Source organism: Celeribacter sp. (assembly GCF_048270365.1).
Lineage (GTDB): Bacteria > Pseudomonadota > Alphaproteobacteria > Rhodobacterales > Rhodobacteraceae > Celeribacter.
The window spans coordinates 25766-38389 of record NZ_JBLWTA010000009.1 but is presented as its reverse complement, the minus strand read 5'-3'; the positions used below and the strand labels follow the sequence as shown (position 1 = coordinate 38389).

The following is a 12624-nucleotide window of genomic DNA, read 5'->3' as shown; positions in this document are numbered from 1 at the left end:
CCCTCAGAATTCCACGACAGCGCGGATGGATTTGCCCTCATGCATGAGATCGAACCCGTGGTTGATCTCTTCGAGCTTGAGTTTGTGGGTGATCATCGGGTCGATCTCGATCTTGCCGTCCATGTACCAATCGACGAATTTCGGCACATCGGTGCGGCCTTTGGCGCCGCCGAACGCGGTGCCTTTCCAAACGCGGCCGGTCACCAGTTGGAACGGGCGGGTGGAAATCTCGGCGCCCGCTGCGGCCACGCCGATCACGACGGAGACGCCCCAACCACGATGCGAACATTCCAGAGCGTCACGCATGACTTTGACGTTGCCGGTCGCGTCGAAGGAATAATCCACGCCGCCGATCTGATCCGCGCCACGTTTGGTGAGGTTCACGATCTCTTCGACCACAGTGCCTTCGATCTTCGACGGGTTGATGAAATGGGTCATGCCGAACTTGCGGGCCATTTCCTCTTTGTCGTCGTTCAGATCGACACCGATGATCATGTCGGCACCTGCCATGCGCAGACCCTGGATCACGTTGAGGCCAATGCCGCCCAGACCGAACACGGCAGCAGTCGAGCCGATCTCGACACCCGCGGTGTTGATCACAGCGCCGATGCCGGTGGTCACGCCACAGCCGATGTAGCAGATTTTGTCAAACGGCGCGTCGTCACGCACTTTTGCCAGAGCAATCTCCGGCATGACGGTGTGGTTCGCAAAGGTCGAGCAGCCCATGTAGTGGTAGATCGGCGTGCCATCGAGCATGGAGAAGCGCGTGGTGCCATCGGGCATGAGGCCCTGACCCTGGGTGTTGCGGATCGCGGTACAAAGGTTCGTTTTGCCGGAGAGGCAAGACGGACATTCGCGGCATTCCGGCGTGTAAAGCGGGATCACGTGGTCACCCGGTTTCAGCGTGGTGACGCCTTCGCCAACCTCCAAAACGACACCTGCCCCCTCGTGGCCGAGGATACAGGGGAAGATGCCCTCCGGGTCCGCACCCGAACGGGTGAACTCGTCGGTGTGGCACAGACCGGTGGCCTTCACCTCGATCAGAACCTCGCCCTTTTTCGGGCCTTCGAGGTTTACTTCCATGATTTCAAGGGGTTTCCCGGCCTCAAGGGCCACAGCGGCTTTCGTTCTCATGGGGTCTTTTCTCCCTAAAGGGGCCTCGGCCCCGTGTCTTTGTCTGGGTACAATAGCGTCATGACGCTGCGGTAGGGCATAAAAAGACGAAGGGCCGCTGATTTGTCCAGCGGCCCTTCTGATAATTTTGTCAAAGACGCCTGTGCGATCAGACGTGCGCCCAAGGGCGCTTAGTCACCCGAATATCAGGCCTTGAAGTGCAGCGGATTGACCCGCTGGAACAGCCCGGAGTCCTTGAGCGCCTTGACGGTTTCGGCCTTCAGCGGCGTATCCAGAAGCGTCATGGCGATGGCGTCGCCACCTGCGGACGCCCGGCCCAAGGTGAAGTTCGCGATGTTTTCCTCATGCTCGGCCAGCAGGGTCCCGAGTTTCCCGATGATGCCCGGAACGTCCCGGTTCGTGGTGTAGAGCATGTGCTCGCCCACTTCGGCGTCGATGGTGATGCCTTTGATCTGGATGAAGCGCGGCTTGCCGTCGGAGAACACCGTGCCCGCGATGGTGCGGTATTTCTCGACAGTTTGAATGTCGAGCTTGATGTACCCGTCGAACACACCGGACGCATCCTGCGTGGTTTTCGAGATCTGGATGCCACGGTCTTTCGCGATCAGCGGCGCGGAGACCATGTTCACGTCCGGGTTCACGGCCTGCATGATCCCTGCGAGCACCGCACATTCGAGCGCCTTGAGGTTCATGTGGGACGCCACGCCGTCAAAGGTGATCTTGATGTCTTCGATCGCCTCTTCGGTGACCTGACCGATGAAGGCACCGAGGTTTTCGGCAAGCTGAACCCACGGGCCCATGACCTTGGCTTCTTCGGCGGTCATCGACGGCATGTTCAGCGCATTTTCAACAGCACCGTCCAAGAGGTAGTTGGACATCTGTTCCGCAACTTGCAGCGCAACGTTTTCCTGAGCTTCCGTGGTGGAGGCGCCGAGGTGCGGGGTGCAGACCACGTTCGGCAGATTGAAGAGCGAGTTCTCTTTCGCGGGCTCTTCGGCGAAAACGTCAAAGGCAGCGCCCGCGACGTGACCGGATTTCAACAGCTCAGCGAGTGCGGCTTCATCGACAAGACCACCACGGGCACAGTTGATGATCCGCACGCCTTTCTTGGTCTTCTCGAGGTTTTCTTTCGAGAGGATGTTGCGCGTCGAGTCGGTCAGCGGCACGTGCAGGGTGATGAAGTCAGCGCGGCGCAGAAGCTCGTCAAGCTCGACTTTCTCCACACCGATCTCAGTTGCACGCTCCTCGGAGAGGAAGGGATCGTAGGCGACCACTTTCATCTTCAGGCCCAGCGCACGGTTGCAGACGATGCCACCGATGTTGCCCGCGCCGATCACGCCGAGGGTCTTGGCGGTCAGTTCGACCCCCATGAATTTGGATTTCTCCCATTTGCCCGCGTGGGTCGAGGCGGAGGCTTCGGGGATTTGACGGGCAACCGCAAACATCATCGCGATGGCGTGTTCGGCGGTGGTGATCATGTTGCCGAACGGCGTGTTCATCACGATCACGCCTTTTTTCGACGCGGCTTCCTTGTCGACGTTGTCGGTGCCGATACCAGCGCGACCCACGACTTTCAGGTTTTCGGCATGCTCCAACAGGGCTGCTGTAACTTTGGTCGCGGAGCGGATTGCGAGACCGTCATATTTGCCGATCACCTCGGCGAGTTTGTCTTTGTCCTTGCCGAGATCGGGCAGGAAATCGACATCGATGCCACGGTCGCGAAAGATTTGGACGGCGGTTTCCGAGAGTTTGTCGGAGACGAGAACTTTGGGTGCCATGATTTTCAGGCTCCTGTCATTTGAGAATTCTGTGGGAAAACCGGGCGGCAGGCCGCCGCCCGTTGAAGTCCGTAAGCGCCTATTGCGCAGTCCGTTTGCGCGGAATTATTGCTCAGCAATGCACTCTTCGAAGGCCCATTTGAGCCAGAGCGTGAGCGCCTCGACATCGGACGCCTCGATCGTCGCACCACACCAGACCCGCAGACCGGCAGGCGCATCGCGGTACGCCCCAACATCATAAGCAACGTTGTGCTCTTCGAGTTTCTTGGCCACGGCTTTCGCAAAAGCGGCGCCGTCCTTGATGCGGTCATCGGTGAACTTCAGACACACGGAGGTGTTCGACCGCGTGGCCTCATCTTCGGCGAGATTGGCGATCCAGTCGTGACGATCACAGAAATCCCAAAGCACTTTCGCATTGGCGGTCGAGCGTTCGATCAAAGCCGGCAGACCGCCGATTTTTTGCGCCCACTCAAGAGCCACGAGGTAATCCTCAACCGCAAGCATCGAGGGCGTGTTGATCGTTTCACCTTTGAAGATGCCTTCGATCAGCTTGCCACCTTTGGTCATGCGGAAAATTTTCGGCAGCGGCCATGCGGGCGTGTAGCTTTCCAGACGCTCGACAGCGCGCGGACCGAGAACGATGATGCCGTGCGCCGCTTCGCCGCCCATCACCTTCTGCCAGGAGAAGGTGGTGACATCGAGCTTGTCCCAGGGCAGGTCCATCGCGAAGGCCGCAGAGGTCGCGTCACAGATGGTCAGACCTTCACGGTCGGCCGGGATCGCATCGCCATTGGCCACGCGCACGCCGGAGGTGGTGCCGTTCCAGGTAAAGACCACGTCGGTGTTGAAGTCGATGTCAGCGAAATCGACGATCTGACCGTAGTCAGCGGTTTTCACCTCGGCGTCGATTTTGAGCTGTTTGACAACATCGGTGACCCAGCCAGCGCCGAAAGATTCCCAAGCCACCATCGTGGCTTTGCGGGCGCCCAGAAGGGACCACATGGCCATTTCAACGGCGCCGGTGTCGGAGGCGGGCACGATACCGATTTTGTAATCGGCGGGGATGCCAAGGATGTCGCGGGTCGTCTCGATCGCGGCGTTCAGCTTTTCCTTGCCAATTTTGGCACGGTGCGAACGGCCCAAGGGCGCGTCAGCCAGCAGATCAAGAGAGAATGTGGGGATTTTGGCGCAAGGGCCGGACGAAAAACGCGGATTCGCAGGGCGCGCCTGCGGGTGCTTGGTAGCCATAATGCTATCCTTCCAGATAAATGCCTCTCGTTGGGGAGAGGTGTCCCGCGGATCGAATTAGTGGCTTTCTGAGCGCTCAGCAATATGGATTCGTAAAAATCTGTCGCATTTTTATCCGACATACGTCGCATATGCGCTGGATCGTTTCCGATTGGAAACTTCGGCACTGCCTCGGAAAACCATCAAAACCTGATCTCATAACGCTGGAAACCCGGCATTTCATTGCGTAGACAGGCGACAAACGGAGGCCCCCCATGTTCACCTGTATCCTTCTCACCAACCCCGCCGCACCGGCCCTCAATCTGACCACTGCGGACGCGCTTCGTTCGGCCTGGGGTGGGGGCGATCTCAAATGGCTGTCTCTGGGCGAGGCCGCGGAGTTCAGCGTCGAGACCGTTCCGTCGAATCACTGGGATGTCTGGGAAGGCCTGCAAACGCAGGGCATCGATCTGATCGTCGTACCAACCGAAGCGCGCCGCAAAAAGATGCTCTTGGCCGATATGGATTCGACCATGATCCAGCAGGAATGCATCGACGAGCTGGCGGATGTCGCAGGCGTCGGGGAGCGCGTCAAAGAAATCACCGCGAAGGCGATGAACGGCGAGTTGGATTTCGAAGGCGCGCTGACCGAACGCGTCGGGCTTTTGAAAGGCCTGCCGGAAAGCGTCATCCAAAAGGTGATCGACGAACGCATCACCTTCATGCCCGGCGGCAAGGAGCTGCTTGCCACCATGAAGCGCGACGGTGCCTATTGCGCGCTGGTCTCGGGCGGCTTTACAGCTTTCACCGGCTATGTCGCAGAGGCGCTTGGGTTCGATGAGAACCGTGCCAACACTTTGCTGGTCGAGAATGGTGAGCTGGTCGGCAAACCGGGTCTGCCGATCCTCGGGCGCGAGGCCAAGGTCGCCGCGCTCGAAGAGATCACCGCGCGTCTTGGCCTGTCGCATGACGATGTGATGGCGGTCGGTGACGGGGCGAATGATCTCGGCATGTTGAAACTCGCGGGGGCGGGTGTGGCGCTTCATGCGAAACCCTCTGTCGCCGCCGAATGCGACATCCGCATCAACCACGGCGATCTGTCCGCGCTCCTCTTCGTTCAGGGCTACGCGCGATCCGATTTTGCAGATGTTTGAGGTCTCGCTTGATCTACTGCTGATTCTCATGGCGGCAGGCTTCATCGCCGGTTTCGTCGACAGCATCGCCGGTGGCGGCGGCCTGATCACCGTCCCTGCCCTCATGCTCGCGGGCATTCCTCCGGTGCAAGCACTGGCGACCAACAAGGTGCAGGGCCTCTTTGGTGCGGGCATGGCCGCGATCAACTACGCCCGTGCCGGTCACGTCGATCTGCGCAAACAGATCGGCCCGGCGGCGCTGTCCTTTGCCGGCGCCATGCTCGGCGCGCTTTTGGCAAGCTCTCTGCCGACCGATGTGATCCGTCTCGGACTGCCTGTCCTACTCATTGCCATCGCGCTGTTCTTTGCCTTCAAACCCGGCCTCAACGACATGGACCGGACCCAACGCATTACGCCCTTGCTCTTTGCCACCACCTTTGTGCCGTTCATCGGATTTTACGATGGGCTATTGGGGCCGGGCACAGGCGCATTTTTCATGCTGGGCTTCGTGAGCCTTGCGGGCTACGGCATCCTCAAGGCCACGGCGCACACGAAACTGTTGAATTTCGCCTCGAATATCGGCGGGCTCTTGGGGTTTGTCTTGGTCGCCAAGCCTTTGTGGATGCTCGGCCTTGCCATGGGCGCGGCGCAGATCGCAGGCGCCTATGTGGGGTCTACACTGGCCACGAAAGTCGGTGCCAAGCTGATCAAACCGGTGCTGGTGGTGGCTTCGACGACCCTGGCGCTCAAACTGATTTCCGAGTGGTTTTGAGTATTTTTAGCAACAAAGGAAACCCACGCGTTTCGAGCTGTTTTGACGTCTTTTCACGTTTCAGCGAATTTCTGCCAAGGGTCTTTCCCAAATCGGCGGAATTGCGTTACTGTGCCCGCAGATGATGGAATTTGGCCTGACCCCTTCTCGAAACCGCGGCTATAGACAGCGGAAGATGTGGTCAAGACAGGCCTGAAATGGTCGCAATCGACCGAAAGTTGAGAGGCAGCGAGAGTTCAATGAGATTTTTCGTGAAACAGACCCTGTTTGCAGCGACCCTGTTGGGTCTGGCAGGTCCGGCATTCGCGCAGGAAAGCACCAATCAGGTCGGGTCGAACACCGATTGGTATGTCTATGAGGAAAGCCAGCCGAACAAGACCTGCTGGGCGGTTTCGGTGCCGAAAGAGACGCTGAACACCGACAGCTCGGGTCGCCCTAAATCGGTGACGCGGTCCGAAATTTTGCTGTTCGTGACCTACGGTCCGGGCAATGGCGTCAACGGTCAGGTGTCGTTCTTGGGCGGCTATCCATTCGAGCCGGGCTCCAACGTGACGATGGAAATCGGCGGCACGGAGTTCACGCTGTTCACCAATTCGGATGACGAGACCGCCTGGGCCGTCACCCCCGAGGATGACGCCAAAATCATCGCAGCGATGAAACGCGGTGCCACGGCGACGCTGACCGGCAACTCGTCGCGCGGTACGATCACCAAAGATACCTTCTCGCTTTTGGGCTTTACCGCTTCTGTCGAAGAGGCAGCGAACCGCTGCGGCAAGTAAATATTGCCAAAGATGTGAGGTCAGGCCCTGCGGTTGCGGGGCCTTTTCTTATGGCTTTCCGGGCGGGAATCCTGTAGAGCCCCCCCTTAATCACCACACTCAAGAGACCTACCATGGCCCCCAGCGCACCGATCACGCAGGATGTAATGACCTTTCCGCGCAAGGAAACGCCCTCTGACAAGATCAATCTTGTCGGGCTGACCCGTGATGCGCTTCGGCAGGTTTTGATCGAAAACGGCACGCCGGAGAAACAGGCCAAGATGCGCGCAGGCCAGATCTGGCAATGGATCTACCAATGGGGCGTGCGCGATTTCGCGGAGATGACCAATCTGGCGAAAGACTATCGCGCCATGTTGGCGGAAAAATTTGAAGTGCGCGTTCCGGAGGTTGTGTCGAAACAGGTCTCTGAGGATGGCACCCGCAAATACCTCGTCCGCATTGATGGCGGGCATGAGGTCGAGGTCGTTTACATCCCCGAAGAAGGTCGCGGCACGCTCTGTGTGTCGTCGCAGGTGGGCTGTACGCTGACCTGTTCCTTCTGTCACACCGGCACGCAGAAACTGGTGCGCAACCTGACGGCGGGCGAGATTGTCGGCCAGGTGATGATGGCGCGCGACGATCTGAACGAATGGCCGGAGCGCGGCGCGCCCAAAGACGAGACCCGCCTGTTGTCCAACATCGTTCTGATGGGCATGGGCGAGCCGCTCTACAATTTCGAGAACGTCCGCGACGCGATGAAGATCGTGATGGATGCCGAAGGGATTCAGCTCGGCCGTCGGCGCATTACGCTGTCGACCTCGGGCGTTGTGCCGGAAATTCACCGCACCGCGCAGGAGATCGGCTGTTTGCTGGCCGTGTCCTTCCACGCGACCACGGATGAGACCCGCGACGTCTTGGTGCCGATCAACAAGAAGTGGAACATCGAGAAGCTCTTGGAGGCTCTGCGCGAATATCCCAAGGCGACGAACTCCGAACGCATCACGTTCGAATATGTGATGCTCAAAGATGTGAACGACAGCGATGAAGACGCGCATCGTCTGGTGAAACTTCTGGACGGCATTCCGGCCAAAGTGAACCTCATTCCCTTCAACGAATGGCCCGGAGCGCCCTACAAACGCTCGTCGAACAACCGCATTCGTGCCTTTGCGACGATCCTGATGCAGGCAGGTTACGCGTCGCCGATCCGCACCCCGCGGGGCGAAGACATCATGGCCGCCTGTGGCCAGCTCAAATCCGCGACAGAACGCGCCCGCAAATCGCGCCGTCAGATCGAGGCAGAGGCGGGCATTCAGGCGCCGTAACCTCATCTTAACCATGCCCGAGTGAACATTCGGGCATGGACTGGATAACGATCAGATTCGAAGACGACCTTGGCACCCGCATCGAGCGGGCGGCGGACCGTGCGGGTCTGCCGATCGGGACGTTCATTCGCGACAGGCTGCGCGACAGGTTGGATGAGGCCGTGCGCCCGTTAGAGGGCGCGTTCGGCTATAAAGGCCCTCGCAAACCCCATGCGTTGCAGGCCTATCTCGCCCATGACTTCGCCTATGCGACGGGCTGGACCGACCTGCAAGGGGCCCTGCGTGCCAAAGGCTATGAATTGGCGGAGCGCGGCGGCGGTTTGATCCTTCAGACCGTTGAAGGAGACCGGCTTTGCAAGGCCTCCGATCTTGGTCAGCCCTATTCCGCCTTGATGAAACGCTTCGGCACACCCTTTCCCGGCCATGCGCATCATCATCTCGTCACGCGTCATCTGGCGCAAAAGCCCCTTCCCTTTTGAACTGAGGCCCCCATGGAAAAGCTCACCCTGCTCTTGCCGAAAACCACTGTCGAAATGATGCATCTTCTGGCCCGGACCGAAGGCCGAACCATTGGCGCCATCATGCAGGAGATGGCACTGGATCGCTACATGCAGCAGATGATGTCATCGAAGCACGGCGCGGAGACGCCATTTAAGGCCTCCAAAGCGCAGGAAGCTTAGGCCTCGCGCCCGTCGATTTCCTCGCGCGGACCTTGGTTCGGCCACTCATCAATCGCGCGCACGGCCTCTTCGGCGGTTTCCACAAATTTGAACAGCTCAAGATCTTTGGGAGAGATTGTGCCCGCTTCGGCCAGCGCCTCCCAATTGATGATGTTTTGCCAGAACGCCTTGCCGAACAACAAAAACGGCACGCGGTTCATCCGGCCCGTCTGGATCAGCGTCAGGCTTTCGAACATCTCATCGAGCGTCCCGAAACCGCCGGGGAACACCACGATGGCCTTCGCCCGCATCAGGAAATGCATCTTGCGGATGGCGAAATAGTGGAAGTTAAAGCACAGCTCCGGCGTGACATATTCATTCGGCGCCTGCTCATGCGGCAAGACGATGTTGAGGCCGATGGAAATTCCGCCCGCATCGCGCGCGCCGCGGTTTCCCGCCTCCATCACACCGGGCCCACCGCCCGTGACGATGATATTGTCCTTATGGCCATTGTTGCGCGCCGTCATGATCCGAGAAAATTCGCGCGCCTCATCGTAGTATTTCGACAGCTCGGCCAAGGTCTTGGTCTTCGCCGTGTCCTTTTTGTCGGGCGCCGGAATGCGGGCGCCACCAAAGAGCACAATGGTGCTTTCGACGCCGAATTCCTCCATCAGGATCTCCGGTTTCAACAGCTCCAACTGCAAGCGCACCGGCCGCAATTCGTCCCGAAACATGAAATCATTGTCGTTGAAGGCAAGCTTATATGACGGCGAGCGCGTTTGCGGCGTGTCTGGGATATGTTGCGCCGTATCGCGGTCGACCCGGCTGTCGCGCAACGGGTGGCGGCGGTCGGTGTGTTTCGTCTCAGTCATCGTAATCCTGCCTTATGTCGTTTTGTCTCGCCGCCTGTGCTCTCTCGCGCGTTGCGCGGGCGGGTTTGAGCCATTATAGCCTGCGGGACCATATATTCCACGATGACCTCGGAGACCAACATGTCGAATGCACAGCTCGAAGCCGCCATCGAAGCCGCGTGGGACGCGCGCGATACGATCACCCCTGCAACCGGCGGCGAAACCCGCGAAGCCATCGAGTCCACGCTCAATGCGCTCGACAAAGGTGAGCTGCGCGTTGCCGAGAAACAGGACGACGGCAGCTGGCATGTGAACCAATGGGCCAAGAAAGCCGTGCTTTTGGGCTTCCGTATCAAGGATATGGAACTGCATGACGGCGGCCCGCAAGGCTCCGGCTGGTGGGACAAGGTCGACAGCAAGTTCAAAGGTTGGGGCACCGCCGAGTTCAAAGAGGCCGGGTTCCGCGCCGTGCCGAACGCCGTGGTCCGCAAATCTGCCTATATCGCGCCGGGCGTCGTGTTGATGCCGTCCTTCGTGAACCTCGGCGCACACGTCGACACCGGCACCATGGTCGACACCTGGGCCACCGTTGGCTCCTGCGCGCAGATCGGCAAGAACGTGCACCTCTCCGGCGGAGTGGGCATCGGCGGCGTGCTTGAACCGATGCAGGCCGGTCCGACCATCATCGAAGACAATTGCTTCATCGGCGCGCGCTCCGAGGTCGTCGAGGGCGTGATCGTCCGCGAAGGCTCCGTGCTGGGCATGGGTGTTTTCATCGGCCAATCCACCAAGATCGTCGACCGCGAAACCGGCGAAGTGATGTACGGCGAAGTGCCGCCCTACTCCGTCGTCGTCGCGGGCACCATGCCGTCGAAGAACGGCGTGAACCTCTACTGCGCGGTGATCGTGAAGCGCGTGGACGCGAAAACCCGGTCCAAAACCGGCATCAACGAGCTGCTGCGCGACTGAGTTTCAGAGATTTGAATTTTGCGGGCGTCGTGAGGGGAACCTTTCGGCGCCCGTTTTCGTTTAGTGATGTACCTAAAGCGTTTTTCGTTTAATCTGAATCAGATTGAGCGAAAAACGTTGCCACACTGAATTGATATTGCTGCGTTTCTCAAAAATTGAGTGCCTCAAGTTTTTTTGAGAAACGCTTTAAAAGGAGGGAACCATGGGACTTGGACTTATCGCATCAATCATCGTTGGCGGGCTTGCTGGCTGGATTGCCAGCAATTTCATGAAGGCCGACACGGGTCTTCTGGCCAATATTCTGTTGGGGATCTTGGGCGCCTTTGTGCTGAACCTGATCTTGTCGCTTGTCGGCATCTACGCCGCCAACAGCTGGGTGCCGCAGCTCATCGTCGGTATTTTCGGCGCGAGCCTTTTGATCTGGCTGGCCCGGCGCCTGCGGTAAAGCCGCGCCGGGACTGATTTTAAACCTGAGGAAAACGCGCGCCCCACACCCGGGGCGCGTCATGTGTCAGGCGCTTGGCCTCAATCTCCGAGAGATGCGCCAAGGCACGGGCCTCGCACCCGCCGCTTTGCTGCAACGCCTTTGACCAGAGCCTGCGCACGGAACGCGGCGACCACGGCAAAGCGGCCTCCGCCAGCCAAATCCGCAACGTGCGCGGCAGATGGTCAAACTCTCGCATCGGATCACTCGCCCGTCTGCGTTTGCGCAGGGAGGTGTTGAGATTGCTCATGCCGCGGCCCGGCCCCATTTCGGGAAGGGGTCTTTGAGGGTTTGGGCCAGATTGGGGTCGATTTGATCCTCGGGGCCGATCAAAGCCGAATCGAGTTTCGCCCGGATCAGAGCCTCATCCATACCCGATCCGATAAAGACGATCTCTTGGCGGCGGTCGCCAAATCCATCGACCCAAACCTCGGCAATTTGCGCCCGGCCTTCGGGGTGATTGGGCCAATATTTCTCCGGCACGGCGGCCCACCAATTGCCCAAAGGTTTGATGGTGCTGAGCGCGCCAGCCATGGAAAACTCGGCCGCCCAGTCGGGGCGGGTGGCCATCCAGAAATGGCCTTTGGCACGGATGACGCCGGGCAAATCGCCGTTCAGAACGATCTCAATCGCGGTCGGATCAAAGGGACGGCGCGCACGATAGACGAAGGACGTCACATCGTATTCATCGGTTTCCGGGACGTGATTGGCGAAACCGTAGAGCTCCTTAGCCCAAAGCGGGTGCTCATGGGCGTGGTCGAAGTCAAACAGTCCGGTGCCGAGGACCTCCTCTGTGGCGACCTCTGAGAAGTCCGCTTCGATCACCTTGGCGTCGGGGTTCAATGCGGCGACGATTTTGCGCGCGGCGAGAACCTTGTCAGGACCGGCGTCCGTGATCTTGTTCAGAATGATCACATCGGCAAATTCGATCTGATCGACCAGCAGATCGACGATACGGCGCTGATCGCCCTCGCCCGCCACCTCGCCGCGATCTTCGAGAAAATCGTGGCTGGAATAGTCGTTCAGCATGTTGACCGTGTCGACCACCGTCACCATCGTGTCGAGGCGCGCGATGTCGTCGAGGCTTTCGCCATGTTCGTCCCGGAATTCAAAGGTCGCGGCCACAGGCAGCGGCTCCGCGATGCCGGTCGATTCGATCAGCAGGTAATCGTATTTATTTGCCTCTGCGAGCCGGCGCACCTCGGTCAAAAGATCATCGCGCAGGGTGCAGCAGATGCAGCCATTGCTCATTTCGACAAGCGTTTCTTCGGTCCGGGACAGATCAGCACCGCCTTGGCGCACGAGATCGGCGTCGATGTTCACCTCGGACATATCGTTGACGATCACCGCCACACGCAGACCGGCGCGGTTGTTCAGGAGGCGATTGAGCAAAGTGGTTTTCCCGGAGCCGAGAAAGCCGGAAAGGACAGTGACGGGCAAGCGTTCGGACATAGGTAAGTTCCTTCGTGGAGAGACGGGGGTGAGTTTTAGATATGTAATAACATAACGTCAATCCCATATGAAAAGCCCCCGCTTG

14 protein-coding genes are annotated in these 12624 nt (G+C 59.2%); 8 read left to right on the top strand and 6 right to left on the bottom strand.

The window, feature by feature from the left end; all coding sequences use genetic code 11:
* Positions 1 to 3: 3 nt before the first annotated feature.
* The 3 genes from ACN0X0_RS13365 to ACN0X0_RS13355 all read right to left on the bottom strand — a co-directional run bounded on the left by ACN0X0_RS13365 (position 4) and on the right by ACN0X0_RS13355 (position 4160).
* Complete coding sequence (locus ACN0X0_RS13365; RefSeq protein ID WP_417263374.1) at positions 4 to 1134, bottom strand: S-(hydroxymethyl)glutathione dehydrogenase/class III alcohol dehydrogenase; 1131 nt, start codon at positions 1132 to 1134, stop codon at positions 4 to 6.
* Positions 1135 to 1319: 185 nt separating this feature from the next.
* Positions 1320 to 2912: a phosphoglycerate dehydrogenase gene (gene serA, locus ACN0X0_RS13360; RefSeq protein WP_417279553.1), complete on the bottom strand. Its 1593-nt coding sequence runs from the start codon at positions 2910 to 2912 to the stop codon at positions 1320 to 1322.
* 105 nt (positions 2913 to 3017) lie between these two features.
* Entirely contained in the window at positions 3018 to 4160 is a 1143-nt protein-coding gene (locus tag ACN0X0_RS13355) for a phosphoserine transaminase (RefSeq protein WP_417263372.1), read from the bottom strand.
* Positions 4161 to 4414: 254 nt separating this feature from the next.
* On the opposite strand from ACN0X0_RS13355, the gene serB reads away from it, so the two are divergent.
* From serB to ACN0X0_RS13325, 6 genes are all read left to right on the top strand, one after another.
* Positions 4415 to 5293 carry a phosphoserine phosphatase SerB gene (serB, locus tag ACN0X0_RS13350; protein ID WP_417263371.1) on the top strand — a complete coding sequence of 293 codons (879 nt, stop codon included), beginning with the start codon at positions 4415 to 4417 and terminating at the stop codon, positions 5291 to 5293.
* On the top strand, positions 5286 to 6044 hold the full coding sequence (locus ACN0X0_RS13345) for a TSUP family transporter (protein ID WP_417279552.1): 759 nt from the start codon (positions 5286 to 5288) through the stop codon (positions 6042 to 6044). The genes serB and ACN0X0_RS13345 overlap by 8 nt, the downstream gene beginning before the upstream one ends.
* Before the next feature lie 239 nt (positions 6045 to 6283).
* Positions 6284 to 6823 carry an invasion associated locus B family protein gene (locus ACN0X0_RS13340; RefSeq protein WP_404814975.1) on the top strand — a complete coding sequence of 180 codons (540 nt, stop codon included), beginning with the start codon at positions 6284 to 6286 and terminating at the stop codon, positions 6821 to 6823.
* A 113-nt stretch (positions 6824 to 6936) separates the two neighbouring features.
* Positions 6937 to 8124, top strand: coding sequence for a 23S rRNA (adenine(2503)-C(2))-methyltransferase RlmN (gene rlmN, locus ACN0X0_RS13335; protein ID WP_417279551.1), 1188 nt, complete (start codon positions 6937 to 6939; stop codon positions 8122 to 8124).
* 35 nt (positions 8125 to 8159) lie between these two features.
* A complete protein-coding gene (locus tag ACN0X0_RS13330; RefSeq protein WP_417279550.1) occupies positions 8160 to 8603 on the top strand; it encodes a hypothetical protein in 444 nt (147 codons plus the stop codon).
* A 12-nt stretch (positions 8604 to 8615) separates the two neighbouring features.
* Positions 8616 to 8804 (top strand): hypothetical protein, encoded by a 189-nt coding sequence (locus ACN0X0_RS13325; RefSeq protein WP_417279549.1) that lies wholly within the window; start codon positions 8616 to 8618, stop codon positions 8802 to 8804.
* Here ACN0X0_RS13325 and ACN0X0_RS13320 read toward each other — a convergent pair.
* Positions 8801 to 9655 carry a TIGR00730 family Rossman fold protein gene (locus tag ACN0X0_RS13320; protein WP_417263366.1) on the bottom strand — a complete coding sequence of 285 codons (855 nt, stop codon included), beginning with the start codon at positions 9653 to 9655 and terminating at the stop codon, positions 8801 to 8803. The genes ACN0X0_RS13325 and ACN0X0_RS13320 overlap by 4 nt on opposite strands.
* A gap of 120 nt (positions 9656 to 9775) precedes the next feature.
* Between ACN0X0_RS13320 and dapD the strand changes: the two genes are divergently transcribed.
* Positions 9776 to 10603 (top strand): 2,3,4,5-tetrahydropyridine-2,6-dicarboxylate N-succinyltransferase, encoded by an 828-nt coding sequence (dapD, locus tag ACN0X0_RS13315; RefSeq protein WP_417279548.1) that lies wholly within the window; start codon positions 9776 to 9778, stop codon positions 10601 to 10603.
* A gap of 202 nt (positions 10604 to 10805) precedes the next feature.
* Positions 10806 to 11048 (top strand): GlsB/YeaQ/YmgE family stress response membrane protein, encoded by a 243-nt coding sequence (locus ACN0X0_RS13310; RefSeq protein ID WP_417263364.1) that lies wholly within the window; start codon positions 10806 to 10808, stop codon positions 11046 to 11048.
* Positions 11049 to 11067: 19 nt separating this feature from the next.
* On the opposite strand, the gene ACN0X0_RS13305 is transcribed toward ACN0X0_RS13310, so the two are convergent.
* Both ACN0X0_RS13305 and ACN0X0_RS13300 read right to left on the bottom strand, forming a co-directional pair.
* Entirely contained in the window at positions 11068 to 11337 is a 270-nt protein-coding gene (locus ACN0X0_RS13305) for a DUF6525 family protein (protein WP_417279547.1), read from the bottom strand.
* A complete protein-coding gene (locus tag ACN0X0_RS13300; protein ID WP_417279546.1) occupies positions 11334 to 12539 on the bottom strand; it encodes a GTP-binding protein in 1206 nt (401 codons plus the stop codon). Before ACN0X0_RS13300 ends, ACN0X0_RS13305 begins: the two co-directional genes overlap by 4 nt.
* Between the last annotated feature and the right edge of the window lie 85 nt (positions 12540 to 12624).

What these genes read in the sequence shown, in the direction of transcription:
- ACN0X0_RS13365 (WP_417263374.1), bottom strand. Translation starts at nt 1,134, where the DNA reads ATGAGAACGAAAGCCGCTGTGGCCCTTGAGGCCGGGAAACCCCTTGAA.
- serA (WP_417279553.1), bottom strand. Translation starts at nt 2,912, where the DNA reads ATGGCACCCAAAGTTCTCGTCTCCGACAAACTCTCGGAAACCGCCGTC.
- ACN0X0_RS13355 (WP_417263372.1), bottom strand. Translation starts at nt 4,160, where the DNA reads ATGGCTACCAAGCACCCGCAGGCGCGCCCTGCGAATCCGCGTTTTTCG.
- serB (WP_417263371.1), top strand. Translation starts at nt 4,415, where the DNA reads ATGTTCACCTGTATCCTTCTCACCAACCCCGCCGCACCGGCCCTCAAT.
- ACN0X0_RS13345 (WP_417279552.1), top strand. Translation starts at nt 5,286, where the DNA reads ATGTTTGAGGTCTCGCTTGATCTACTGCTGATTCTCATGGCGGCAGGC.
- ACN0X0_RS13340 (WP_404814975.1), top strand. Translation starts at nt 6,284, where the DNA reads ATGAGATTTTTCGTGAAACAGACCCTGTTTGCAGCGACCCTGTTGGGT.
- rlmN (WP_417279551.1), top strand. Translation starts at nt 6,937, where the DNA reads ATGGCCCCCAGCGCACCGATCACGCAGGATGTAATGACCTTTCCGCGC.
- ACN0X0_RS13330 (WP_417279550.1), top strand. Translation starts at nt 8,160, where the DNA reads ATGGACTGGATAACGATCAGATTCGAAGACGACCTTGGCACCCGCATC.
- ACN0X0_RS13325 (WP_417279549.1), top strand. Translation starts at nt 8,616, where the DNA reads ATGGAAAAGCTCACCCTGCTCTTGCCGAAAACCACTGTCGAAATGATG.
- ACN0X0_RS13320 (WP_417263366.1), bottom strand. Translation starts at nt 9,655, where the DNA reads ATGACTGAGACGAAACACACCGACCGCCGCCACCCGTTGCGCGACAGC.
- dapD (WP_417279548.1), top strand. Translation starts at nt 9,776, where the DNA reads ATGTCGAATGCACAGCTCGAAGCCGCCATCGAAGCCGCGTGGGACGCG.
- ACN0X0_RS13310 (WP_417263364.1), top strand. Translation starts at nt 10,806, where the DNA reads ATGGGACTTGGACTTATCGCATCAATCATCGTTGGCGGGCTTGCTGGC.
- ACN0X0_RS13305 (WP_417279547.1), bottom strand. Translation starts at nt 11,337, where the DNA reads ATGAGCAATCTCAACACCTCCCTGCGCAAACGCAGACGGGCGAGTGAT.
- ACN0X0_RS13300 (WP_417279546.1), bottom strand. Translation starts at nt 12,539, where the DNA reads ATGTCCGAACGCTTGCCCGTCACTGTCCTTTCCGGCTTTCTCGGCTCC.